Annotated in this window: 22 protein-coding genes; 16 read left to right on the top strand and 6 right to left on the bottom strand. The window is 72.3% G+C overall.

Annotated features, from left to right (window positions below; genetic code table 11):
• Positions 1 to 5: 5 nt before the first annotated feature.
• Both ACIGO8_RS02495 and nudC read left to right on the top strand, forming a co-directional pair.
• The gene (locus tag ACIGO8_RS02495) at positions 6 to 1,472 is read left to right on the top strand and encodes a dipeptidase (RefSeq protein ID WP_399722942.1); all 1,467 of its coding nucleotides are present in this window, start codon (positions 6 to 8) and stop codon (positions 1,470 to 1,472) included.
• A 35-nt stretch (positions 1,473 to 1,507) separates the two neighbouring features.
• Positions 1,508 to 2,455: an NAD(+) diphosphatase gene (nudC, locus tag ACIGO8_RS02490; protein WP_399722941.1), complete on the top strand. Its 948-nt coding sequence runs from the start codon at positions 1,508 to 1,510 to the stop codon at positions 2,453 to 2,455.
• Positions 2,456 to 2,587: 132 nt separating this feature from the next.
• Here nudC and ACIGO8_RS02485 read toward each other — a convergent pair whose 3' ends face one another.
• Positions 2,588 to 2,845 (bottom strand): mycoredoxin, encoded by a 258-nt coding sequence (locus tag ACIGO8_RS02485; protein WP_399722939.1) that lies wholly within the window; start codon positions 2,843 to 2,845, stop codon positions 2,588 to 2,590.
• Positions 2,846 to 3,077: 232 nt separating this feature from the next.
• On the opposite strand from ACIGO8_RS02485, the gene ACIGO8_RS02480 reads away from it, so the two are divergent.
• From ACIGO8_RS02480 to ACIGO8_RS02460, 5 genes are all read left to right on the top strand, one after another.
• Positions 3,078 to 5,201, top strand: a complete 2,124-nt coding sequence (locus tag ACIGO8_RS02480; protein ID WP_399724272.1) for an ATP-dependent DNA helicase UvrD2 — start codon at positions 3,078 to 3,080, stop codon at positions 5,199 to 5,201.
• Between the two features lie 111 nt (positions 5,202 to 5,312).
• Positions 5,313 to 5,720, top strand: coding sequence for a hypothetical protein (locus ACIGO8_RS02475; RefSeq protein WP_399722937.1), 408 nt, complete (start codon positions 5,313 to 5,315; stop codon positions 5,718 to 5,720).
• 173 nt (positions 5,721 to 5,893) lie between these two features.
• Positions 5,894 to 6,271, top strand: coding sequence for a WhiB family transcriptional regulator (locus ACIGO8_RS02470; protein ID WP_399722936.1), 378 nt, complete (start codon positions 5,894 to 5,896; stop codon positions 6,269 to 6,271).
• On the top strand, positions 6,268 to 6,591 hold the full coding sequence (locus tag ACIGO8_RS02465; protein ID WP_399722934.1) for a hypothetical protein: 324 nt from the start codon (positions 6,268 to 6,270) through the stop codon (positions 6,589 to 6,591). Before ACIGO8_RS02470 ends, ACIGO8_RS02465 begins: the two co-directional genes overlap by 4 nt.
• 102 nt (positions 6,592 to 6,693) lie before the next feature.
• A complete protein-coding gene (locus ACIGO8_RS02460; RefSeq protein WP_399722932.1) occupies positions 6,694 to 6,876 on the top strand; it encodes a hypothetical protein in 183 nt (60 codons plus the stop codon).
• 23 nt (positions 6,877 to 6,899) lie between these two features.
• Here the strand turns inward: ACIGO8_RS02460 and ACIGO8_RS02455 are convergent, their stop codons facing one another.
• Together ACIGO8_RS02455 and ACIGO8_RS02450 are read right to left on the bottom strand one after the other, a co-directional pair.
• Positions 6,900 to 8,270 (bottom strand): ABC1 kinase family protein, encoded by a 1,371-nt coding sequence (locus ACIGO8_RS02455; RefSeq protein ID WP_399722931.1) that lies wholly within the window; start codon positions 8,268 to 8,270, stop codon positions 6,900 to 6,902.
• 40 nt (positions 8,271 to 8,310) lie between these two features.
• Positions 8,311 to 9,447 carry a ThiF family adenylyltransferase gene (locus tag ACIGO8_RS02450; RefSeq protein WP_399722929.1) on the bottom strand — a complete coding sequence of 379 codons (1,137 nt, stop codon included), beginning with the start codon at positions 9,445 to 9,447 and terminating at the stop codon, positions 8,311 to 8,313.
• Positions 9,448 to 9,605: 158 nt separating this feature from the next.
• On the opposite strand from ACIGO8_RS02450, the gene ACIGO8_RS02445 reads away from it, so the two are divergent.
• From ACIGO8_RS02445 to ACIGO8_RS02430, 4 genes are all read left to right on the top strand, one after another.
• Positions 9,606 to 10,181 (top strand): M48 family metallopeptidase, encoded by a 576-nt coding sequence (locus ACIGO8_RS02445; RefSeq protein ID WP_399722927.1) that lies wholly within the window; start codon positions 9,606 to 9,608, stop codon positions 10,179 to 10,181.
• A gap of 118 nt (positions 10,182 to 10,299) precedes the next feature.
• Positions 10,300 to 11,970, top strand: a complete 1,671-nt coding sequence (locus ACIGO8_RS02440; protein ID WP_399722925.1) for a TerD family protein — start codon at positions 10,300 to 10,302, stop codon at positions 11,968 to 11,970.
• Between the two features lie 14 nt (positions 11,971 to 11,984).
• Positions 11,985 to 12,665, top strand: a complete 681-nt coding sequence (locus tag ACIGO8_RS02435; protein WP_399722923.1) for an AIM24 family protein — start codon at positions 11,985 to 11,987, stop codon at positions 12,663 to 12,665.
• 19 nt (positions 12,666 to 12,684) lie between these two features.
• On the top strand, positions 12,685 to 13,440 hold the full coding sequence (locus tag ACIGO8_RS02430) for an AIM24 family protein (RefSeq protein ID WP_399722921.1): 756 nt from the start codon (positions 12,685 to 12,687) through the stop codon (positions 13,438 to 13,440).
• Positions 13,441 to 13,525: 85 nt separating this feature from the next.
• Here ACIGO8_RS02430 and ACIGO8_RS02425 read toward each other — a convergent pair whose 3' ends face one another.
• On the bottom strand, positions 13,526 to 14,047 hold the full coding sequence (locus ACIGO8_RS02425; RefSeq protein ID WP_399722919.1) for an NUDIX hydrolase: 522 nt from the start codon (positions 14,045 to 14,047) through the stop codon (positions 13,526 to 13,528).
• Positions 14,044 to 15,531, bottom strand: coding sequence for a zinc-dependent metalloprotease (locus ACIGO8_RS02420; protein WP_399722917.1), 1,488 nt, complete (start codon positions 15,529 to 15,531; stop codon positions 14,044 to 14,046). Before ACIGO8_RS02420 ends, ACIGO8_RS02425 begins: the two co-directional genes overlap by 4 nt.
• 210 nt (positions 15,532 to 15,741) lie before the next feature.
• On the opposite strand from ACIGO8_RS02420, the gene ACIGO8_RS02415 reads away from it, so the two are divergent.
• The 4 genes from ACIGO8_RS02415 to ACIGO8_RS02400 all read left to right on the top strand — a co-directional run bounded on the left by ACIGO8_RS02415 (position 15,742) and on the right by ACIGO8_RS02400 (position 19,078).
• Positions 15,742 to 16,851 carry an SDR family oxidoreductase gene (locus ACIGO8_RS02415; RefSeq protein ID WP_399722916.1) on the top strand — a complete coding sequence of 370 codons (1,110 nt, stop codon included), beginning with the start codon at positions 15,742 to 15,744 and terminating at the stop codon, positions 16,849 to 16,851.
• A 79-nt stretch (positions 16,852 to 16,930) separates the two neighbouring features.
• The gene (locus ACIGO8_RS02410; RefSeq protein ID WP_399722914.1) at positions 16,931 to 17,392 is read left to right on the top strand and encodes a molybdenum cofactor biosynthesis protein MoaE; all 462 of its coding nucleotides are present in this window, start codon (positions 16,931 to 16,933) and stop codon (positions 17,390 to 17,392) included.
• 236 nt (positions 17,393 to 17,628) lie between these two features.
• Positions 17,629 to 17,889, top strand: coding sequence for a hypothetical protein (locus tag ACIGO8_RS02405; RefSeq protein ID WP_399724351.1), 261 nt, complete (start codon positions 17,629 to 17,631; stop codon positions 17,887 to 17,889).
• Positions 17,890 to 17,989: 100 nt separating this feature from the next.
• A complete protein-coding gene (locus ACIGO8_RS02400) occupies positions 17,990 to 19,078 on the top strand; it encodes a PDZ domain-containing protein (protein ID WP_399722912.1) in 1,089 nt (362 codons plus the stop codon).
• 67 nt (positions 19,079 to 19,145) lie between these two features.
• On the opposite strand, the gene ACIGO8_RS02395 is transcribed toward ACIGO8_RS02400, so the two are convergent.
• Positions 19,146 to 19,703 carry a PPA1309 family protein gene (locus tag ACIGO8_RS02395; RefSeq protein ID WP_399722911.1) on the bottom strand — a complete coding sequence of 186 codons (558 nt, stop codon included), beginning with the start codon at positions 19,701 to 19,703 and terminating at the stop codon, positions 19,146 to 19,148.
• A gap of 144 nt (positions 19,704 to 19,847) precedes the next feature.
• Between ACIGO8_RS02395 and ACIGO8_RS02390 the strand changes: the two genes are divergently transcribed.
• Positions 19,848 to 22,814 carry a UPF0182 family protein gene (locus ACIGO8_RS02390; protein WP_399722910.1) on the top strand — a complete coding sequence of 989 codons (2,967 nt, stop codon included), beginning with the start codon at positions 19,848 to 19,850 and terminating at the stop codon, positions 22,812 to 22,814.
• Positions 22,815 to 22,839 lie beyond the last annotated feature (25 nt).

Raw genomic sequence — 22,839 nt, 5'->3', positions numbered from 1 at the left:
GGACCATGAGCGAGACCCCGGACAACGCCGTCCACTCCGTCGACTCCGTGCCCGCCGACGAGGCCGTACGCGACTCCGTGCGTGCCGTGCGCGCGTACGTCGACCAGCACCGGTCCGCCTTCCTCGACGGCCTCGCCGAGTGGCTGCGGATCCCGTCCGTGTCCGGTCAGCCGGACCGGGCCGGGGACGTGCGGCGCAGCGCCGAGTGGCTCGCCGCCACGCTGACGGAGACCGGGTTCACGACCGTCGAGATCTGGGAGACCGCCGGGGCGCCGGCCGTCTTCGCCGAATGGCCGTCGGACGACCCGGACGCGCCGACCGTCCTCGTCTACGGGCACCACGACGTGCAGCCCGCCGCCCGCGAGGACGGCTGGCACACCGACCCGTTCGAGCCGACGGTGGTCGACGGCCGGATGTACGCGCGCGGCGCCGCCGACGACAAGGGCCAGGTCCTCTTCCACACGCTCGGGGTCCGCGCGCACCTCGCCGTCACCGGCCGCACCGCGCCCGCGGTCCACCTCAAGCTGCTCGTCGAGGGCGAGGAGGAGTCCGGCTCGCCGCACTTCCGCGCCCTGACCGAGGAGCACGCCAACCGGCTGGCCGCCGACGTCGTGATCGTCTCCGACACCGGCATGTGGTCCGAGACCACTCCGACCGTCTGCACCGGCATGCGCGGCGTCGCGGACTGCGAGATCGACCTCTTCGGGCCCGGCCAGGACATCCACTCCGGTTCCTTCGGCGGCGCCGTGCCCAACCCGGCGACCGTCGCGGGCCGGATCGTGGCCGCCCTGCACGACGCCGACGAGCGGGTCGCGATACCCGGCTTCTACGACGGTGTCACCGAGCTCTCCGACGCCGAGCGGGCGCTGATCGCCGAGCTGCCCTTCGACGAGAGCGCCTGGCTGGCCACCGCCCGGTCCCACGGGACCCTGGGCGAGGCCGGCTACTCCACCCTCGAGCGGGTCTGGGCCCGCCCCACGGCCGAGGTCAACGGCATCGGCGGCGGCTATCAGGGCCCCGGCGGCAAGACGATCGTCCCGGCCTCCGCCCACCTGAAGCTCTCCTTCCGGCTCGTCGCCGGCCAGGACCCGGAGCGGATCGAGACCGCCGTGCGCGCCTGGCTGGCCGGCCTGGTCCCGGCGGGCATCCGCCACGAGATCGTCTTCGGCGCCCCGACCCGGCCCTGCCTCACGCCGCTCGACCACCCGGCCCTCAAGGCGGTGGCCGGTGCGATGAGCCGCGCCTTCGACGGCGCCAAGATCCGCTACACCCGCGAGGGCGGCTCGGGACCGGCCGCCGACCTCCAGGACGTCCTGGGCGCGCCGGTGCTCTTCCTGGGCATCTCGGTCCCCTCCGACGGCTGGCACGCCCCGAACGAGAAGATCGAGCTCGATCTCCTCATGAAGGGCGTCGAGACGACCGCTCATCTGTGGGGCGACCTGCCCGCCGCCCTCCGCGGCACCGAGCGCTGAACCCACCCATCGATCCGGGGGAGTTGGAAGCACCTGTGAGCACCCTGAACAACGCGTTCGCGGAACGCCCGATCTCGCTCACCGCCCCGAGCGGCATCGACCGGGCGGCGCACCACCGCCTCGACGAGGCGTGGCTCGCGGCCGCCTGGAGTCACCCGACGACCCGGGTCTTCGTGGTCTCGGGCGGCCAGGTGCTGATCGACGACACACCGGACGGCCGGACCGAGCTGGTCATGACGCCGGCCTTCGACGCGCCGGTCACTGAGACCCACCGCTACTTCCTGGGCACCGACGAGGACGGCGTCTCGTACTTCGCGCTGCAGAAGGACAGCCTGCCGGGCCGCATGGACCAGTCCGCGCGGCCGGCGGGGCTGCGCGAGGCGGGCCTGCTGCTGTCGCCGCGCGACGCCGGTCTGATGGTGCACGCGGTCGCCCTGGAGAACTGGCAGCGGCTGCACCGCTTCTGCTCGCGCTGCGGCGAGCGCACGGTCGTCGCGGCGGCCGGGCACATCCGCCGCTGCCCGGCGTGCGGCGCCGAGCACTACCCGCGCACCGACCCGGCCGTGATCATGCTGGTCACCGACGACCAGGACCGGGCGCTGCTCGGGCGCCAGGTGCACTGGCCCGAAGGCCGGTTCTCCACGCTCGCGGGCTTCGTCGAGCCGGGCGAGTCGATCGAGCAGGCGGTGGCGCGCGAGGTCTTCGAGGAGGCGGGCGTGACGGTCGGCGAGGTGGAGTACATCGCCAGCCAGCCGTGGCCGTTCCCGTCCAGCCTGATGCTGGGCTTCTTCGCCCGGGCGACGTCCTCGGAGATCAACGTGGACGGCGAGGAGATCCACGAGGCCCGCTGGTTCTCCCGCGAGGACCTGGCCGCGGGCTTCGAGTCGGGCGAGGTGCTGCCGCCGTACGGGATCTCGATCGCCTCGCGGCTGATCGAGCTCTGGTACGGCAAGCCGCTGCCGAAGCCGGGCGACGTGGTCTGAGCCGACCTGAGCCAAGGCGGTTCGGCGGGGCCGGTCCGGCGAGGCCGGGCGCGTCTCCGGCGGCGGAAACGGAAGCGGAACAGCCCCCTCCCGGCGTGCCGGGAGGGGGCTGTTTTCAGCCAGAGAGGCGGGTCAGGCGGCGAGGGCCTGCTTGACCTGGGCCAGGCTCGGGTTGGTCATGACGACCTCGTCGCCGCCGGCCGTCGGGCTGACCCGGACGGTCGGAACGGTCTGGTTGCCGCCGTTGGCCTGCTCGACGAACTTCGCCGACTCCGGGTCCTGCTCGATGTTGATCTCGGTGTACGCGATGCCCTCACGGTCCAGCTGGCTCTTCAGCCGGCGGCAGTAGCCGCACCACGTCGTGCTGTACATCGTCACAGTGCCCTGCATGGCCAGGCGCTCCTCTTGTTCGTTCACTACGTTCGACGGTGGGTGCCGAGGGAGAGAACGTACGACGTCTCCCGGCCATTCCCGCACGCGACCCGTCTCACATTCGTATGACCGCGGCCCCGCGCCTGTGGACAGCCCGCCGCACCGACCCCCTGGAACCTGGCAGCATGGCGGGGTGACAGCAGCAACGCACTCCACTCTCTTCCCGCAGGTCCCCGAGTCGGCCGACGCGGTGCTCGACGGGCTCGACCCGGAGCAGCGCGAGGTCGCCCTGGCCCTGCACGGCCCGGTGTGCGTCCTCGCCGGAGCCGGCACGGGCAAGACGCGCGCCATCACCCACCGCATCGCCTACGGCGTGCGGGCGGGCATCCTCGCGCCCGCCAGCGTGCTCGCCGTCACCTTCACCAACCGGGCCGCCGGCGAGATGCGCGGCCGGCTGCGGCAGCTCGGCGCGGGCGGCGTGCAGGCCCGCACCTTCCACTCCGCCGCCCTCCGCCAGCTCCAGTACTTCTGGCCGAAAGCGGTCGGTGGCGAGCTGCCCCGGCTCCTGGAGCGGAAGGTCCAGCTGGTCGCCGAGTCCGCCGCCCGCTGCCGGATCCGGCTCGACCGGAACGAGCTGCGGGACGTCACGAGCGAGATCGAGTGGGCCAAGGTCACCCAGACCGTGCCCGCCGACTATCCCGCCGCGGTCGCCAAGTCGGTCCGCGACGCCCCGCGCGACCCGGCCGAGATCGGCCAGATCTACGCGATGTACGAGCAGCTCAAGCGCGACCGTGACGTGATCGACTTCGAGGACGTGCTGCTGCTCACGGTCGGCATCCTCCAGGACCGGCACGACATCGCCGACCAGATCCGCCGGCAGTACCAGCACTTCGTCGTGGACGAGTACCAGGACGTGTCCCCGCTGCAGCAGCGGCTGCTCGACCTGTGGCTCGGCGACCGCGACAGCCTGTGCGTGGTCGGCGACGCCAGCCAGACCATCTACTCCTTCACCGGCGCCACCCCCGACCACCTGCTGAACTTCCGCACCCGCCACCCGAACGCCACCGTGGTCAAGCTGGTCCGGGACTACCGCTCCACCCCGCAGGTCGTCCACCTGGCCAACGGGCTGCTCAGCCAGGCCCGCGGCCGCGCCGCCGAGCACCGCCTGGAGCTGGTCTCCCAGCGCGAGGCCGGCCCCGAGCCCGCGTACACGGAGTACGCGGACGAGCCCGCCGAGGCCGAGGGCACCGCCCGCCGCATCCGCGACCTGATCGCCGCCGGCGTCCCGGCCGGCGAGATCGCCGTGCTCTACCGGGTCAACGCCCAGTCGGAGGTCTACGAGCAGGCCCTCGCCGACGCCGGAGTGCCTTATCAGCTGCGCGGCGCCGAGCGCTTCTTCGAGCGCCAGGAGGTCCGCGAGGCGGGCGTCGCGCTGCGCGGCGCCGCACGGGCCGGCGGGAACGACGCACTGCTCGACGACACCGAGGACCTGCCCGCCCAGGTCCGGGCCGTGCTCTCCACCAAGGGCTGGACCACCGAGCCGCCGGCCGGCTCCGGCGCGGTCCGCGACCGCTGGGAGTCGCTCGCCGCACTGGTCCGGCTGGCCGAGGACTTCGCCCGGGCCAAGCCCGGCGCCACCCTGTCCGACCTGGTCGCCGAGCTCGACGAGCGGGCCGCCGCCCAGCACGCGCCCACCGTCCAGGGCGTCACGCTCGCCTCGCTGCACGCGGCCAAGGGCCTGGAGTGGGACGCCGTCTTCCTGGTCGGCCTCACCGAGGGCATGATGCCGATCACCTACGCCAAGACCGACGAGCAGGTCGAGGAGGAGCGGCGCCTGCTCTACGTCGGCGTCACCCGCGCCCGGCTCCACCTGTCGCTGTCCTGGGCGCTCTCGCGCTCGCCCGGCGGCCGGGCGTCGCGTCGCCCCACCCGCTTCCTCAAGGGCCTGCGGCCCGGCTCGGGGCCGCTCGGCGCGGCCGGCTCGGGCGGCGCGGGCGGCGGCATCGACCGGGGCAGCGGCTCCGGACGGCGCAAGCGGCGCGGGCCGGTGCAGTGCCGGGTCTGCGGCGCCACCCTCACCGAGGCCGGTGAGATGAAGCTGATGCGCTGCGAGGACTGCCCCTCCGACATGGACGAGGGCCTGTACGAGCGGCTGCGGGAGTGGCGCTCCGGCCAGGCCCGGGAGCTCGGCCAGCCCGCCTATTGCGTCTTCACCGACAAGACGCTCATGGCGATCGCCGAGCGCGTCCCGTCCTCCGACGGTGAGCTCGCCGCCATCTCCGGCGTGGGCGCCCGCAAGCTGGACCGCTTCGGCGCCGACGTTCTCGCCATCTGCGCAGGTGAGGAGCCCGGAGGAAGCGACGAGGAAGCCTGAGCGAAACTCGTCGGAAAAATAGTTTGCGCCCGCCCCGTCAAGCCCCATAGGTTCTTAACCACGGAAACAGCGGCTTCTTCGAAGCCCTGTCTTCGTGCTGTACTTGTCCAAATGAACATGAGGGTCCGGCTCACCCCGAGCCCTCCGAGACGCCGAGAGGAGGCGATTCCAGTGATCAGCAGCATCAAGAACGTCAAGACCAGCACCGCCAAAATGACCGATCTCTCGGTCGTCTCCGCCTGCACGCTCGGCCTCTCCGCCTCCGCGTCCTCCGCGCTTCTTGGCAGTGGTCTGTCCGGCGCCGGCCTGCCCGTTCTCGGCATGCCCGGTCTGCTGATGGATCGCCCGGAGCGCAATGAGCGACCGACCAAGGCACTGGAAGCAGGAGTGGTGGGCAAGGCCCAGGCCCCGGCCTATGGCTTTGCGGCGACCGCGACCGGTGCCGGCATTCAGCAGACGACGCAGCACCACACGATGTGGGCCTTCCGTGGGCTCGAACCCTGGAGTGATCCAGCCTGATCGACGATCAGGCCGGCGCCTTCAGGGCCGCGGAACCCCATCAGGGATCCGCGGCCCTTCTGTTTGTCCCCGAACGGGGCTGACGGAGCGAGGGGGCCTCGGGACCAGCAGTGACCGGTACCAGCCGAAACCCCGGCCAACAGGCCGGAACCAACAGACGAGGAAGAACACCCGTGCAACTCGAAGCGCACGCCCCGTCCGTACCGCCTTCCGAAACGATCCCCCCGCCCGGCCTCACGGAGGACTCCGCCTTGACCGCCCTCACCCCCCTCACCGCGCTCACCGCGCTCGACGACGCCATCGAGAACCTCGGTGTGCCCGTGCCCTGCCGCTCGTACGACCCCGAGGTCTTCTTCGCCGAGTCCCCGGCCGACGTCGAGTACGCCAAGTCGCTGTGCAAGACCTGTCCGCTCATGGAGGCCTGCCTCGCGGGCGCCAAGGAGCGCCGCGAGCCCTGGGGTGTCTGGGGTGGCGAGCTCTTCGTCCAGGGCGTGGTCGTGGCCCGCAAGCGGCCCCGTGGCCGCCCGCGCAAGAACCCGGTCGCGGCATGAACGCCACCGGAACCATCGACCGCCCCCTCACGCACGATCCCCAGAAGCAGGCCCCGATGACCTCGCCCGCCTTCGAGCCCTCCGGCTCCGCTACTCCAGACGTCTCCACCGCCGGCGCGCACCGCTCGCGTCAGAACAGGACCCGTGAAATGCAACTCATCCCAGAAGCCCTGGCCCGTGCCCATATGCGCGACCGCCTGCGGGAAGCCGACGCGGAACGCCAGGCCGTGCGCCTGGTCGCCGCTCGGCGGATGCAGCGACGCGCCGAGCGCGTGTCGATGCGCGCCCGCCGCGCGCTCGCCATGGCCGTCATGCACTGACCCAGGCACAGATCCCTGACACCGCGGGGGCCGGTCCGAACGGACCGGCCCCCGCGGTGCGTTGCGCCCGCCACGGGCGCTCGTCGGGTTATCGTCACCAAGGTGAACGAAGCCCCCACGGCCGAGCCCCCCGTCGTGTGCGCCCGCTGCGGCAGAACCGCCCCGGAGCTGCCGCTCACCTGGACCTGCTCGGTGGAGAACGGCACCCGCGAGTACTTCTGCGAGGAGTGCGCCCGCGCCAACATCAGGGCCATCGAGGGCCGCCTCGACTCCTCCTGGTGGTGAGCCCGACCCCGACCTGCCAGGCCCTAGGCCTCGTCCGGCTCCTCGGCGGCGAAGCCGGGCAGCCACCGCGCCAGCTCGTCCCGCAGCCGCACCGTCGCGCCCAGCTGGCACAGCACCCCGATCGTGCTCAAGGTCACACGATGGATCAGCAGATACGACGGCGGCAGATTGAGCTGCTTGCCCAACTGGTGGGCGGGAGAGCGAGGATCGGCGATCCGGGCCGCCTGGGCCCGCATCCAGCCGCGGGTGAACACGAACTCCTCCGCCCGGGCCGGCTCGATGATCGGCAGCAGATACTCCAGGACCGCGTCCGGATCGAGCGCGATCGACTTCTTCACGAAGCCCTCCGCGCACAGCAGCGCGTACACCGGCTCGGCCTCGCCGGCCAGCGTCATCCTCAGACAGGTGCCGATCGTCTCCGGCAGCCCGCCCGGCAGCCGGTCCACGGTGCCGAAGTCCAGCACTCCCAGCCGCCAGGACGCCGCCGCACCGGCCTCGTCCCCGTCCTCGCCCGCCGGCCCGGGCAGCAGCCGGAAGTTCCCCGGATGCGGGTCGGCGTGCAGCAGCCCCGTGCGCGCGGGCCCGGAGAACAGGAACCGGGCGAGCAGCTGTCCGGCCCGGTCCCGCTGCTCCTCGGTGCCGTCCGCGATCACCTCCGACAGCGGGATGCCGTCCATCCACTCCGTGACGAGCACCTGCTCGGACTGGTGCACCACCGCCGGCACCACCACGTCCGGGTCGTCCGCGAACTCCTCCGCGTGCGCCCGCTGCGCCTCGGCCTCCAGGCCGTAGTCCAGCTCCTCCGAGACCCGGTCCCGCAGCTCCGTGATCAGCGGCTTGATGTCCATGCCCGGAATCAGCGGCCCCAGCAGCCGGGCGAACCGGCTCAGCTGGGTCAGATCCGACAGCAGCGCCTCGCCGGCTCCCGGATACTGCACCTTCACCGCCACCTCGCGGCCGTCGTGCCACACCGCCCGGTGCACCTGCCCGATCGAGGCGGCGGCCGCCGGCTTGTCCTCGAACTCCAGGAACAGCTCCCGCCATTGCGGGCCGAGCCGCTCCGCCAGCACGCCGTGGACCGTGCGCGTCGGCATCGGCGGCGCGGCCTCCTGGAGTTTGGTGAGCGCCGCCCGATAGGGCCCGGCGATCTCCTCGGGCAGCGCCGACTCGAAGACCGACAGGGCCTGCCCGAACTTCATGGCCCCGCCCTTCAGCTCGCCGAGCACCCTGAACAGCTGCTCGGCGGTGCGCTGCTGGAGCTCCCGCGCGACGATCTCCGCCGACTTCCCGCCGATCCGCTTGCCCAGGCCCCAGGTGGCCCGCCCGGCGAAGCCGAGTGGCAACGCGGCCAACTTGGCGGTCCTGGTGACCGCCTTCCGGGGAAGATCAGACATACGCCCTCCAAGTCCCAGACTGCCGTGCCGCGCAGGCTCGTTACCCCGCCATTGTGTCGTGCACCGCTCGAGCCGCCGTCGCATGCTCCCCCTCCCCGCCGCGCCAGGCCCCGCACGGACACGCCTGGTGCGGCCGGACCGGAGCCGAGCGCCACTCCAGCAGCGGCAGCGAGGCCTCCCAGCGCGCCCCGGTGCTCGACGGCAGATCGCCGTCCAGGAACGTCAGGGCGTGCGCGGCGGCGAGCCCCGCCACCGCCGACGCCAACGCCACGTCGCAGGCGGGCAGCGCGTGCGGCGCGCCGGAACGCCACTGCGCCGGAAGCCGCGGCCAGACCGGCTCCCGCTCCGCCTGCTCCCGCTGCATGCAGCCCGCGCACGCCGTGCCGCCCGGCAGCACCAACGGCCCCACCACCCCGGTGGCCTCGAGGACGCCCGCGTACAGATGGGGCGTGCCGCCGGCGAGCCAGGCCTCGGCCGGCAGCGGATCGGGGACGTAGGCGCCGAGTCCGTCCCGCGGCGTCACCACGACGAGCGAGAGCCCCGGCTCGCCGGTCCCGCCCCGCGGCGGCCGACCGCCCGGCGCCGCGCGCCCCACGAGCTTCCGCGCCGCCACCGCCCTGCGCTCGCCGACCGCCTCGGCCGGCAGCCCGCCCGGCGACACCTCCCACGGTGCGACCGTGCCCGAGTCCAAGATCTCCACCCGTCCCACACCCGCCGCGGACAGCAGCGCCGCCACGGCCGCGCCCACCCGTCCCGCGCCCCGCACCTGCACCCGCAGCGCCCGCCGCGCGGCCAGCGTCCGCGGCGCGCCGTCCGGCTCCCGGTGGACCACCGAGAGCGAGGCCAGGTCCGCGCGCACCGGATCGAGCTCCGCGTCCGCCCGGCCCGGCGGCCCGCCGGGAGGCCCGCCCGGCGGCCGCACCGAGGCGTCCGCGATCAGCCCGGCGGCGGCGAGCCGGCCGAGCAGGGCCTCCAGACGGCCGGCCGGAAGACCGAGGGCCGCCGCCTCGGCCCGCAGCAGCTCCATTCCGCGCGTCCCGTCGAACAGCCCGATCAGACTGCCGGTCGTCGTGTCGACCGGTCCCAGCACCACCGCGTGCGCGGGCGTCACCCCGAACTGCACGTCCCGCATGTTCCGCCAGGCGCGACGCAGCGCCGGCTTCACCATCGGATGCATGACCCACCCCCGTGAACGATCTCGATTCGTCGCTTTTCCGTCCGGGATCAGACTGCCCGTCCGGGACGAGCGGTGCGGAAAGTTGTCCACAGGGACGAGGGATTAATCATTCGAACGGTGCGGGACTTCCCGCGCCGGCAGCGGGTAACGTCGGGGCCGTGCCGGCCGACCCACAACGCAGCGCGACAAGCAGACCGCCCCGCGGCTCGGGGACGAGCGCGGTCGAGGTCCGCAGGAGCTCCCGCCGGAGCCGAACCGTCTCCGCCTACCGCGAGGGCGACCGGACCGTCGTGCTCATCCCGGCCCGGATGTCCGAGGCGGAGGAGCGCCGCTGGGTCACGGTCATGCTGGACAAGCTGGCCGCGCAGGAGAGCAGGAGCGTCCTCGGCGACCGGGAGCTGACCGAGCGCGCCGAGCAGCTCTCCGAGCAGTACTTCGGCGGCCGCGCCCGGCCCACCTCCGTGCGCTGGGTGACCAACCAGAACACCCGCTGGGGCTCCTGCACGCCCTCCGAGGGCAGCATCCGGCTCTCCCACCGTCTGCAGGGCATGCCCGAGTACGTCGTCGACTACGTCCTGTGCCACGAGCTCGCCCACCTCCTCGTCCCCGGCCACGGCCCCCGCTTCTGGCGGCTGCTGGAGGCGTATCCGCGCACCGAACGCGCCCGCGGCTATCTGGAGGGCGTCGCCGCCGCCGGCCGGCTGCCGCACCTGCCGCGCGCCCGCGAGGAGTGAGCGCGCCCGTGCTGCGGTTCTGTACCGAAGACGTACGGGCTTGGTCCGATCTCCGGGACAGCCGTTAGCCTGGCGCGACGCAATGTCGTACTTCCGGGATGGGGGACGGTCGTCACATATGGCCAGGGAATTCCAACGCGGCCACAAGGCCAAGATCAGTGATCTCACGGCAGGGACCGATCTGTACGTGGGCGTGCAGATCGCGGCGCCCGGCCTGACCTTCGACATCAGCTGCTTCGGCCTCGACGCGGACGAGCGGCTCTCCGACGACCGCTACTTCGTCTTCTTCAACCAGCCCAAGTCGCCCGAGGAGTCCATCCAGCTGCTCGGCGCGCAGGCCGGTGACACCGAGTCCTTCCGCGTCACCCTGGACCGCGTCCCGGCGCACATCCACAAGCTGTCCTTCACGGCGACGATCGACGGCGCCGGGCAGATGTCCCAGGTCGGCCCCGGCTGGATCCGGATCGTCGCGGGCGGCGAGGAGGTCGCCCGCTACGCCTTCACCGGCGCGGAGTTCTCCACGGAACGCGCCGTCATGCTCGGCGACTTCTACCTGAAGGACGTGTGGCGCTTCGCGGCCGTCGGACAGGGCTTCGACGGCGGCCTGGAAGCGCTGCTCAAGAACTTCGGCGGCGAGGTCGCCGAGGAGGAGCAGCCCGCCGCCCAGCAGCAGCCGGCCGCCGCGCCCGGTTTCGCCCCGCCCGCCCAGACCGCGGCGCCGCCGGCCTTCGGCGCGCCCGCGGCCCCGGCCGCCCCGGCGCCCACCCCGCCTCCGGCACCCGCCCCGGCGCCGATGCACGCCGCGCCCACCATGGCCGCGCCCCTGGCGCCCCCGGCGCCCGCGCCCGCCCCGGCTCCGGCGCCGCCCGCGCCCACCCCGCCGCCCGCGCCCTACGGCCAGCCCGCCCCGGCACCGTACGGACAGCCGGCCCCCGCCCCGTACGGCCAGGTACCCGGCCAGGCCCCGCCCCACGGCGCGCCCGCCCCGGCCCCCGCGCCCTACGGCCAGCCCGCTCCCGGCCCGTACGGCCAGCAGGCCCCGGCTCCCTACGGCCAGGTCCCGCCGCCCGGCATGCCCCCGCAGGGCATGCCGCCGCAGGGCGTGCCCCAGGGGGTCCCCGCCGCCGGTGCCGGGCTCGCCGCCGCGCTCGCGCCGTACAAGGAGAACGCCACCGGCGCCCGCTGGACGCCGCAGAACCAGCAGCTCGTCCGGGTCGACCTCGCCATGGGCGGCGTGCCCGTCCTCGCCCGCCAGGGCTCCATGGTCATGTACCAGGGCAAGGTCGAGTTCGGTTACAAGGGCGCCGGCTTTGCCGGCCGGATCGTCGGCAACGCCACCGGCCAGGAGATGCAGCTGATGCGGTGCACCGGCCGCGGTCAGGTCTTCCTCGCCGAGAACGGTGCCCATCTGCACCCGATCGAGCTCCAGGGCGACGGCATCTGCGTCTCCGCCGAGAACGTGCTCGCCTTCGACGAGTCGCTGCAGTACGAGGTGCGCCGCATCGACGGCCACGGCATCCCGGGCGGCGCGCTGTTCACCATGCAGTTCCAGGGCACCGGCACGGTCGTCGTGAAGACCCACGGCACGCCGGTCGTGCTGCCCGTCACCCCGACCACCTTCGCCGACTGCAACGCCGTCGTCGCCTGGTCGGCCGCCTCCCAGGTCATCCTCTCCAGCCAGGTCAGGCTGCGCCGCAACGCCTATCCGGGCCACAGCGGCGAGACCGTCAACCTCCAGTTCCGGGGCGCTCCCGGCAACTTCATCGTCGTTCAGCCCTACGAGGTCTGAGGGAGCCCGGAACCATGAACCAGCAACTCGCGGGCTACGCCCCGACCCCCGTCACGGCCCGCATGGAGAACCACGGCCGCTCCATGCTCAAGGTCGCCATGGCCACCGGCCAGGACCTGTACGCGCGCACCGGCTCGATGGTCGCCTACGAGGGCTTCGTCTCCTACGAGCCCAACCCGCCGGCCGTCCGCCAGATCGCCCACCAGTGGGCCACCGGCGAAGGCGCGCCGATCATGAAGTGCTCCGGCGACGGACTGCTCTACCTCGCCGACTACGGCGCCGACGTCGTCGTCATCAACCTCAACAACGACTCCCTCTCCGTGAACGGCACCAACGTCCTCGCCTTCGACGCCCACCTCCAGTGGGGCGTCGAGCGGGTCAAGGGCCTCGCCAAGTTCGCCGGCCAGGGCCTGTTCAACGTGCAGATCGCGGGCACCGGCTGGGTCGCGATCACCTCGCGCGGCACGCCGATCGTCGTCGACTGCGGCCGCGGCGAGGACGAGACCTACGTCGACCCCGACGCGCTCGTCGCCTGGTCGCCCACCCTCAAGGTCAAGGGCAAGCGCAGCTTCAAGGCCGGCTCGCTGATCGGCCGGGGCAGCGGAGAGGCCTATCAGATGGGCTTCTCGGGCCAGGGCATCGTCGTCGTACAGCCGAGCGAGGACAGCACCGACCGCCTGCGGGCCCGGGGCTGAGGGGGAGCGAGAACACACCATGCAGAGCCCGCTTTTCAACTACGCCGAACAGCAGAGCCAGGAGCGCTACGTCGTCCAGAACCCGCAGCTGCTGCGGGTCGCCCTCGGCGGCCAGGACGACATCCTGGCCCGCAAGGGCGCGATGGTCGCCTACCAGGGCCTGATCGACTTCGACGGCGAGTACCAGACCCCCAACCAGCGCCGGGCCCGCGCCCGCACCGGCGAGGGCCTCGACCTGATGCGCTGCTCCGGCCAGGGCACGGTCTACTTCGCCAACCTCGCCCAGTACATCCACGTCGTCGACATCGAGCCGGAGGGCATGACCGTCGACAGCGCCTACGTCCTGGCGCTCGACTCGAGCCTCCACACCGAGGTCATCGCCGTCGACAGCCAGTACGGCGTCTCCGGCACCGGCAAGTACCAGCTCAACATCTCCGGCCGCGGCAAGGTCGCCCTGATGACCTCGGGCCAGCCGCTGATGCTGCAGGTCACGCCCGACAAGTACGTCAGCGCGGACGCGGACGCCATCGTCGCCTGGTCCACCGGGCTCAGGGTCCAGATGCAGGCCCAGACGCACAACGCGTCCGTACGCCGCCGCCGCGGCAGCACCGGCGAGGGCTGGGAGCTCAGCTTCCTCGGGCAGGGCTTCGCCCTGGTGCAGCCCAGCGAGGTCATGCCGCCGCAGAACGCCGCCCTCGGCCAGGGCATCGCCGCCCAGTACGGCGTCGGCCAGCACGGCGCCCACGCCCAGAACCAGAACAACGCCTGGAACTGAGCGCCCGGCACCGAGCACGGATGAGGGGCGGCCTCCGTGGAGGCCGCCCCTCACGCGTCGGTGTACGCGTCGGTGTACGCGTCGGTCACAGACGGGCGCGGGCGCTCTCCAGGAGCCGCACCACCGAGGCGTCGGCCACGCCGGCCACCTCGTCGTACCCGTACCAGCGCAGGTCCAGCGACTCGTCGCTGATCTCCGCCACCGCGCCGTCCGGCGCCAGCGCCGCGTACTGCACGTCCAGGTGCCAGTGGCACGGCGCCGGGATCGGGTGCCGGTCCAGCCGGACCGGGCCGCCCGGCAGCAGCGACAGACCGGAGATCCCGGACTCCTCCGTGGCCTCGCGCAGCGCGGCGGCCTCGAGCGTCGGGTCGCCCGGCTCGCAGTGGCCACCCATCTGCAGCCACATGCCCAGCTTCCGGTGCAGGGTCAGGAGCACCCGCTCCCGGGACGGATCGATCACCAGCGCGCTGCTGGTGAGGTGACCCGCCCGGCAGGGCTTGTACATGCCGTCCTCATGAGCTGCCAGGTGCTCGAGATAGACGTCCCGGAGCTCCGGCTGGTCCTCGTACTCCTTCAGCACCAGGACCGCGTCGTCGTACAGGCTCACTCCTTGTCGCCCTCGCCCTTGGAGTCGTCCGAGCCGCCCGAGCCGCCGGAGCCGTCCAAGTCGCGGGAGCCGCCGGAGTCGCCGCGCGCGGCCTCGCCGAGCATCTTGTCCAGCTCCGAGAAGTCCAGGTGCTCGCGGTGCACGAAGCCGTCCGGGTCGTCCAGGTCGGTCGCCGTCGGCAGCATGTCCGGGTGCTCCCACAGGCCGTCCCGGCCGTCCACGCCGCGCGCGTCGGTCAGCGACGCCCACAGCCGCGAGGCGTCGCGCAGCCGGCGCGGACGCAGCTCGAGGCCGATCAGGGTGGCGAAGGTCTGCTCCGCGGGACCGCCCGTCGCCCGGCGCCGGCGCAGCGTCTCGCGCAGCGCGTCCGCCGAGGTCAGCCGGGTCTTCGCGGCCTCGTGCACCACCGCGTCCACCCAGCCCTCGACCAGGGCGAGCGCCGTCTCCAGACGGGCCAGGGCCGCCTTCTGCTCCGGCGTGTCCTCCGGCTGGAACATGCCCTGCTGGAGCGCCTCCTGCAGCTGCTCGGGGTGGCTCGGGTCCAGCTGGCCCACCGCCTCCTCCAGCTTGGAGGTGTCGACCTTGATGCCCCGGGCGTAGCCCTCGACCGCGCCGAACAGGTGCGAGCGCAGCCACGGCACGTGCGCGAAGAGCCGCTGGTGGGCGGCCTCGCGCAGGGCCAGATAGAGCCGGACCTCGTCGGACGGGACACCCAGGTCCTTGCCGAAGGACTCGACGTTCAGCGGCAGCAGCGCCGCCTTGCCGGCCGGGCCGAGCGGCAGACCGACGTCCGTCGACCCCACGACCTCGCCCGCGAGCACGCCCACGGCCTGGCCGATCTGCTGGCCGAACATGGCGCCGCCCATGGAGCGCATCATGCCGATCAGCGGGCCCGCCATGGCCTGCATCTCCTCGGGCAGTACGTCACCCATGGCCGCGCCGACCCGCTCGGCGACCGGGTCGACAAGCTGCTGCCACGCGGGCAGCGTCGCCTCGACCCACTCGGCGCGGCTCCACGCCACGGCCGTGCTCGCGCCGGACGGCAGGGAGGTCACCTGGTCGAGCCACAGGTCGGCAAGCCGCACCGCCTCCTCGACCGCGGCCTTCTCCGCCGGGCCGACGCTCGCGTCCTTGGTGCCGTCCGCCGTGCCCTGGGCGACGACCTGGCGCGCGATCTGCTTGGCCATGTCCCAGTTGACCGGCCCGCCCTCGTAGCTGAGCATCTGGCCCAGCTGCTGGAAGGCCGCTCCCAGGTCCTGGGGATTGAGCGAGCCGAACATCGCGGCGAAAGGATTGTCCGCGCCGCCCTGGCCGCCGCTCATGCCCGGCAGACCGCCGAAGCCGAACGGGTTCGCCCCGAACGGGTTCGCGCCGCCCTGGCCACCGGACCCCTGGCCACCTCCGGCGGGGTCCTTCTTCTTGCCCTCGTCGCCGTTGTCCGGCTCCTCCGGCGGAAGGCCGAATCCGAATGGGGTGTCACTCACAGGTTTCCTCGGCTCGTCAGGCCGCCGGCTTCCTGCCGACGGCGGGCTCTCGGCTCGGCTCGCCTCCCCGACTCCACACCACCAGCGTAGACATCCGCACCGGATCCGGGCTCGGTGCTCCGCCGGGCCGTGGCCTGCGGCAGGATGGACGCCACCTGGTACGTACGCGTCATTCGGGTACGTACTGAAGTCAACCGCTGGAGACGCCCGGTGAGTTCCCCAGATCCTCAGGTTCGCGCAGCGCGAAACCCGTCAACCAGGTCCGCCGCGCGCGGCCCCGTCGTCGCGGTCACCGGTGCCGCGTCCGGCGTCGGCGACCTGCTGACCCGGCGCCTCGCCGAGTCCGCGGAGGTCAAGCAGGTCATCGCCATCGACGAGCGCCGGGGCGAGGTCCCGGAGGCGCAGTGGCACATCCTCGACGTCCGCGACCCGGCCATCGCCGAGAAGCTGCGCGGCGCGGACGTCGTGGTGCACCTCGCGGTCGACCTCGACCTGGAGACCGACTCCGCCGCCCGTACGGCCTACAACGTCCGCGGCACGCAGACCGTCCTCACGGCCGCCGCCGCGGCCGGCGTGCACCGGGTGGTCCTGTGCACCTCGGCGATGGTCTACGGCGCGCTGCCCGACAACGACATCCCGCTCTCCGAGGACGCCGAGCTGCGCGCCACCGCCGAGGCCACCGGCGTCGGCGACCTCCTGGAGATCGAGCGGCTCGCACGCCGCGCGCCGCGGGCCCATCCCGGGCTCAACGTGACGGTGGTCCGGCCCGCGGTCCTGGTCGGCGGCACGGACACGGCGCTGACCCGCTACTTCGAGTCGCCCCGGCTGCTCGTCGTCGCCGGTTCCCGCCCCACCTGGCAGTTCTGCCACGTCGAGGACCTGGTCAGCGCGCTGGAGTACGCGGCCCTGGAGAAGGTCGACGGCGAGTTCGCGGTCGGCTGCGACGGCTGGCTCGAGCAGGAGGAGGTCGAGGAGCTGTCCGGGATCCGGCGCATGGAGCTGCCCTCGGCCGTCGCCCTGGGCGCGGCGGCCCGGCTGCACCGGATCGGCCTCACGCCGTCCCCGGCGGGCGACCTCGCCTACACCATGCACCCGTGGGTGGTCAGCGTCGGCCGGCTGCACGACGCGGGCTGGCGGCCCCGGTGGACCAACGAGGAGGTGCTCGCCGCGCTCCTGGAGGAGGTCGAGGGCCGGCACACGGTCGCCGGCCGCCGGCTCGGCCGCAAGGACGCCACGGCGGCGGGCGCGGCGGGCGCGACGGTGGCGCTGCTCGGCACGGCGGCGCTGGTCCGGCAGATGCGGAAGCGGCGGGGCCTGTAGGACCCTCCTACGGAGGGTCCCGAGCCACCGGCGGAAAGCGCTATTCCGCCGTGTCCGTGCCGTGCGGCACGATGGAGGCATGGCAGACAGGCATGACCACCCCGGCGAGCGGGTCGCGGACGAACCGATCAAGCTGCTCGCGATCCGTGACACCCCGCTCTCGGTCGACGAGGTCTTCCGCGCCGTCGGCGACGACGCGGCGGGCGGCACGACGCTGTTCGTGGGCACGGTGCGCAACCACGACGGCGGCGCCGACGTCGACGCGCTCGGCTACTCCTGCCACCCCACGGCCGAGGCGGAGCTGCGCCGCGTCGCCGAGAAGGTCGTGGCGAACTACCCGGTCCGCGCCCTGGCGGCGGTCCACCGTGTGGGTGACCTCCATGTGGGCGACCTCGCCGTGGTCGTGGCCGTCTCCTGCCCGCACCGCGGCGAGGCCTTCGAGGCCTGCCGCAAGCTGATCGACGACCTCAAGCACGAGGTCCCGATCTGGAAGCACCAGACCTTCTCGGACGGCACCGAGGAGTGGGTCGGCGCCTGCTGAACCTCCGCTCCGAGCTGGGGGTCCCCCCGGCCGAAGGCTGGGGGAGGGTCGGCGCCTGCTGAACGTCCGCTCCGATCGGGAGCGGTCGTAGCACGAGGACGCGCAAGCAGCCACGCCGACGTGCTGTAGCCGAACGCCCCGATTTGCGTAACCGACCCCCAGGCGTGAGCGTTGGTCTCGCGGATGAATAATCTGCTGATCCACTCACTGGGGACCATTGGGGATGGGAGGTCGGAATGGCAGCGCTGGCCTGGTTGTTGATTCCGCTTTTCGCCGTCGTCGGCGCGGCGATATGGGGAAGCTGGGCGCAACGGAACAAGACCATCGGGGACGTCGCCGAGCTCGCGGGCTACGCGCGGTTCCGGGACGCCATGGAGCGGTCCCACGCCACCACACCCGTCACGGCCGTCGCGGTCGCTCCCGCCGCCTCCGTTTCGGCCCGCGCGGAGCACGAGACGCCGCATCCCGCCTCCGCCGCGACGCCGACCACCGGCTGACCGCCGGCCCGCCGGCCGGCCAGGTCCGCCGGGCCCGCGGGGCGCCTCGTACGGACCGCCCCGGGGGTGCACTCACAGGCCCGTCCCGTACTGTCGTTCCATGCCACGCCGCACCGCGACGATGCTCGCCTCCACCCTGGTCCTGATCACGCTGCTCTGTGTCGGCGTCCTCATCCCGGTGCCCTACGCGGAGATGAGCCCCGGCCCGACGGTGAACACCCTGGGTGACGCGCGCGGCGAGCCGGTCCTGCAGATCTCGGGACACCAGACCTACCCGACGTCCGGACACCTCAACATGACGACGGTCCGGGTCACCGGCGCGGACTACAAGATGAACGCGGTCGAGGCCGTCTACGGCTGGCTCGCCCACGACAACGTCGTGGTCCCGCACGACACGCTCTACCCGGACGGCAAGACCGAGGAGCAGTCGAGCCAGGAGAACGCCGAGGAGTTCAGCCAGTCCCAGGAGAGCGCCAAGGTCGCGGCCCTGAAGGAGCTGAACATCCCGGTGACCACCCGGGTCGTCGTCGCCACCGTCGTCAAGGGCACGCCCGCCGAGGGCAGGCTGCACGCGGGCGACGTCATCCGCGCGGTGGACGGCGTGGCGGTCAAGGAGCCCGGCGACGTGGCCAAGCTGGTCACCAAGCGGAAGCCGGGCCAGGACGTCGCCTTCACGATCGTCCCGGCCCAGGAGGCCGCCGCCGCGGAGAAGGCCCACAAGGACGCCACCACGACCCGGCGGGTGGTCATCACGACCACGAAGTCGCAGGAGGGCGACCGGGCCATCGTCGGCATCCAGGCCGGCACCGACCACGTCTTCCCGTTCACGATCGACATCAAGCTGGCCGACGTCGGCGGCCCCAGCGCCGGCCTGATGTTCGCGCTCGGCATCGTCGACAAGCTGACGCCCGAGTCGCTGACCGACGGCAAGTTCATCGCCGGCACGGGCACCATCGACGACAAGGGCAAGGTCGGCCCGATCGGCGGCATCGAGATGAAGCTGGTCGGCGCGCGCAAGGCGGGCGCCGAGTACTTCCTCACCCCGGCCGAGAACTGCGCGGCCGCGGCCGCCGACACCCCGAGCGGCCTCACCCTGATCAAGGTGGACACCATCGACGACGCGACGAAGTCGCTCGAGAAGCTCCGCAAGGGCGACACCGCGTCCCTGCCCAGCTGCTCCAAGAGCTGAGACGCGGCAGGGGGCGCCCTGGAGCGCCCCCTGCCCACGCCTTCGCGACCTCAGGCCGCGAACGGCCTCAGGCCTCGAACGTCGCCGCCAGCGCGTCCGCGAGTCCCGGCACCAGGTCCGGCCCGGTCAGCACCTCGCTCGGCGAGTCCTTCTCCCGCAGCCGGATCGCGGCCTCGCGCGCCCCGTCCCGCAGCACCGCGACGGTCATCCTGACCTCCTGCCGGTCCGGGTGCCGGGCCACCCACTTGCTGAGCCCGGCCTCGTCCAGGCCCTTGGGCACGGCGGCCTCGGCCGACGGCGGCAGCATCAGCCGCTCGACCGTGAGCGCGCAGCCGGCCACGGCGTCGGGCCAGGCGATCGTGCCGAGGAACTCGTCGAGCGGCTTGCCCGCCGGCAGCTCCTCCTGCTCGATGGGCGTGTACGCCGTGGCGGCGTCGTCGCCGGTGGCGCCGAGACGGCCGCCGAGCGAGGGCGCCTGGGCGCGCAGACGGGCGGTGTCGACCAGGGCGAAGAGCCGGGCGGGGCGGTCCCAGCCGAGGCCCGACGCGTACTCGTCGATCTCGAGCACGGCGCGGGTGAGAGGACTCGCGGCCATCGGGGGGCCGGAGGGGGAAACGTTGGACATGGACAACATCCTGCCTCCTCTTCCCCGGAAGACGGGAACTAGGTAAAGCCTCAGTAAGTTGCATCAGTGGGCTCTACGATCGCGGAGCCTGCTTATCGACGCATACGACGCATCAACCTCGAGGGGCGCACGTTGGCTTTCCAGATGCCGGACCGCGGAGGCGGCACAGGTCCTTCCGGGCCAAGGATCAGAGTCGGCCGGCCGTCCCGGCGCGCCCGTACGCTGCTGATGACGCTGGGCGTCCTCGCCGTCCTCGCCATGGTGTTCGTGATGTTCGCCGGGTTCTGGACGGACTGGCTCTGGTACCGCTCGGTGAAGTACCAGTCGGTGTTCACCACCACCCTGTGGACCAAGATCGGCCTCTTCCTGGTCTTCGGCCTGCTCATGGCGCTGGCCGTCGGCCTGAACATCTGGCTCGCGTACCGGCTGCGGCCGCCGCTGAGCGCGATGTCGATGGAACAGCAGAGTCTCGACCGCTACCGCACGGGCCTCGCGCCCTTCCGGAAGTGGGTGCTGCTCGCCGTCACCGCGCTGGTCGGCCTGATCGCCGGCGCCTCCGCCTCCGGGCAGTGGCGGACCTGGCTGATGTGGGTGAACGGGGTCTCCTTCGGTGAGAAGGACCCGCAGTTCCAGCTGGACGTGGCCTTCTACGCCTTCGACCTGCCCTGGTACCGCTTCCTGCTGGCCTTCGGCTTCGCGGCCACGATCCTGTCGCTGATCGCCGCCGCGCTGACCCACTACCTCTACGGCGGGCTGCGGATCACCAGCCCGGGCGCGCGGGCCACCGCCGCCGCCACCGGCCACCTGTCGGTGCTGCTCGGCGTGTTCGTGACGCTCAAGGCCGTCGCGTACTGGCTCGACCGGTACGGCCTGGCCGTGAAGTCCAGCGACTTCAAGGCCACCGGCAACTGGACCGGCCTGCGCTACGTGGACGCCAACGCCTATCTGCCGGCGAAGACGATCCTGTTCTGCATCGCGGTGATCTGCGCGGTGCTGTTCTTCGCGACGCTGTGGCGGCGCACCTGGCAGCTGCCGGTGATCGGCTTCGGTCTGATGGTGCTGTCGGCGATCCTGATCGGCGGCCTGTACCCGGCCATCGTGCAGAAGTTCCAGGTCCAGCCGAACGAGCAGGCCAAGGAAGCGCCGTACATCCAGAAGAACATCGACGCGACCCGCAAGGCCTACGACATCGACTCGACCAAGCCGGAGGACTACTCGGGCAAGTCGACGGTCAAGGACAAGAACCAGCTGCGCGGCGACGCGGACACGGCGGCCAGCTACCGGCTGATCGACCCGAACATCGTCTCGCCGACCTTCCAGCAGCTGGAGCAGAAGCGGAAGTACTACCAGTTCCCGCTGACCCTCGACGTCGACCGCTACCAGGGCAAGGACACCGTCGTCGGTCTGCGTGAGCTCAACATCCGCGGCATCCCGAAGCGGAACTGGATCAACGACCACTTCACCTACACCCACGGCTACGGCGCGATCATGGCCATGGGGACGCAGACGGACGCCAACGGCTCCCCGGTCTTCACCGAGCAGGGGCTGCCGACGACGGGCAACCTCGGCCCGTACGAGCAGCGCGTCTACTACGGCGAGAAGACCGACCAGTACTCGATCGTCGGCGGGCCCCAGAAGGAGCTCGACTACGAGGAGAACGGCGAGAAGACCACCAGCTACGCGGGCAAGAGCGGGGTCAGCCTCTCCAACACCTTCAACCGGGCGGCGTACGCGGTCGCCTTCAGCGAGCCGCAGATCCTCTACTCGGGCGCCATCGGCGACGGCTCGCGGATCCTGTACAACCGCACTCCCAAGGAGCGGGTCGAGGCGGTCGCGCCCTGGCTGACGATCGACGGCGACGCCTACCCGGCGGTCGTGGACGGCCGCATCCAGTGGATCGTCGACGCCTACACCACCACCAACGGCTACCCGTACGCCTCGCGCACCACGCTCGGCGACACCACGGCCGACTCCCTGACGGTCGGCAACCAGCAGCGCGCGGTGGTCGCCCAGCAGAACCAGGTCAACTACATCCGCAACTCGGTGAAGGCCACCGTCGACGCCTACGACGGCACGGTGAACCTCTACCAGTGGGACACGAAGGACCCGGTCCTCAAGACCTGGATGAAGGCGTTCCCGGGCACGGTCAAGGACCGTTCGCAGATCGACGCGGACCTCATGAAGCACCTGCGCTACCCGCAGGACATGTTCAAGGTCCAGCGCGAGCTGCTCACCCGCTACCACGTCCAGGACCCGGCGCAGTTCTACAGCGGCTCGGACGCCTGGCAGGTGCCGGACGACCCGACCAACAAGGACGGCAACGCGGTCCCGCCGTACTACCTGAGCATGAAGATGCCCGGGGACACGGCGGAGAAGTTCTCGCTGACGACGACGTTCACGCCCAACGGGCGGCCCAACCTGGGCGGCTTCATGGCGGTGGACGCCGACGCCGGCAGCAAGGACTACGGAAAGATAAGGCTGCTCCGCGTCGGCGAGGACGTGCCGGGACCCGAGCAGGTGCAGAACAAGCTCAACGGCCTTCCGTCGGTGGCCCAGTTCGTCCGTGACATGAAGGGCGCCGACTCCGACATCCAGTACGGCAACCTGCTCACGGTGCCGCTGGACGGCGGCTTCCTGTACGTCGAGCCGGTGTACGCCCAGGGCCGCAACGCGCACTATCCGCTGCTGAAGAAGGTGGCGGTGTCCTACGTGGACGCGGACCAGCCGGGCGGCGACACCACCAAGGACACCACGGTGTTCGAGAACAGCCTCACGGAGGCGCTGAACGCCGTCTTCGGCGTCAAGGGCACGGCCCCGCCGACGACCCAGCCGCCGGGCACCACCAAGCCGCCGACGCCGACGACGAACGACGCCGCGCTGAAGCAGGCCATCGCCGACGCGCAGAAGGCGTTCGACGACGGTGAGGCGGCGCTGCAGAAGGGCGACTGGGCGGCGTACGGCAAGGCCCAGGACGCCCTGGACGAGGCGCTCAGGAGGGCGGCGGACGCGGGAGCGAAGCTCCAGACGCCGGCCCCCGGGACGCCGCCCGCCAAGCCGGGCCCGGGGACCCCGTCCGCCAGGCCGGCCCCGAGCGCGAGTCCCGGCGGCTGATCCGTCGCCAAGGCATCACCCCGCG

Origin of the sequence: Streptomyces sp. NPDC053493, from assembly GCF_044544825.1 — a bacterium.
In the GTDB taxonomy this organism is placed as follows: domain Bacteria; phylum Actinomycetota; class Actinomycetes; order Streptomycetales; family Streptomycetaceae; genus Streptomyces.
This window is presented reverse-complemented; position numbering and strand designations above follow the sequence as displayed.

Bases quoted from the DNA above. Each gene is read 5' to 3' on its own strand.
- ACIGO8_RS02440 (WP_399722925.1), top strand. From the start codon at position 10,300: ATGGCCAGGGAATTCCAACGCGGCCACAAGGCCAAGATCAGTGATCTC.
- ACIGO8_RS02430 (WP_399722921.1), top strand. From the start codon at position 12,685: ATGCAGAGCCCGCTTTTCAACTACGCCGAACAGCAGAGCCAGGAGCGC.
- ACIGO8_RS02465 (WP_399722934.1), top strand. From the start codon at position 6,268: ATGAACGCCACCGGAACCATCGACCGCCCCCTCACGCACGATCCCCAG.
- ACIGO8_RS02400 (WP_399722912.1), top strand. From the start codon at position 17,990: ATGCCACGCCGCACCGCGACGATGCTCGCCTCCACCCTGGTCCTGATC.
- ACIGO8_RS02485 (WP_399722939.1), bottom strand. From the start codon at position 2,845: ATGCAGGGCACTGTGACGATGTACAGCACGACGTGGTGCGGCTACTGC.
- ACIGO8_RS02475 (WP_399722937.1), top strand. From the start codon at position 5,313: ATGAACATGAGGGTCCGGCTCACCCCGAGCCCTCCGAGACGCCGAGAG.
- ACIGO8_RS02390 (WP_399722910.1), top strand. From the start codon at position 19,848: ATGCCGGACCGCGGAGGCGGCACAGGTCCTTCCGGGCCAAGGATCAGA.
- ACIGO8_RS02405 (WP_399724351.1), top strand. From the start codon at position 17,629: ATGGCAGCGCTGGCCTGGTTGTTGATTCCGCTTTTCGCCGTCGTCGGC.
- ACIGO8_RS02410 (WP_399722914.1), top strand. From the start codon at position 16,931: ATGGCAGACAGGCATGACCACCCCGGCGAGCGGGTCGCGGACGAACCG.
- ACIGO8_RS02395 (WP_399722911.1), bottom strand. From the start codon at position 19,703: ATGTCCAACGTTTCCCCCTCCGGCCCCCCGATGGCCGCGAGTCCTCTC.
- ACIGO8_RS02450 (WP_399722929.1), bottom strand. From the start codon at position 9,447: ATGCATCCGATGGTGAAGCCGGCGCTGCGTCGCGCCTGGCGGAACATG.
- ACIGO8_RS02455 (WP_399722931.1), bottom strand. From the start codon at position 8,270: ATGTCTGATCTTCCCCGGAAGGCGGTCACCAGGACCGCCAAGTTGGCC.
- ACIGO8_RS02435 (WP_399722923.1), top strand. From the start codon at position 11,985: ATGAACCAGCAACTCGCGGGCTACGCCCCGACCCCCGTCACGGCCCGC.
- ACIGO8_RS02495 (WP_399722942.1), top strand. From the start codon at position 6: ATGAGCGAGACCCCGGACAACGCCGTCCACTCCGTCGACTCCGTGCCC.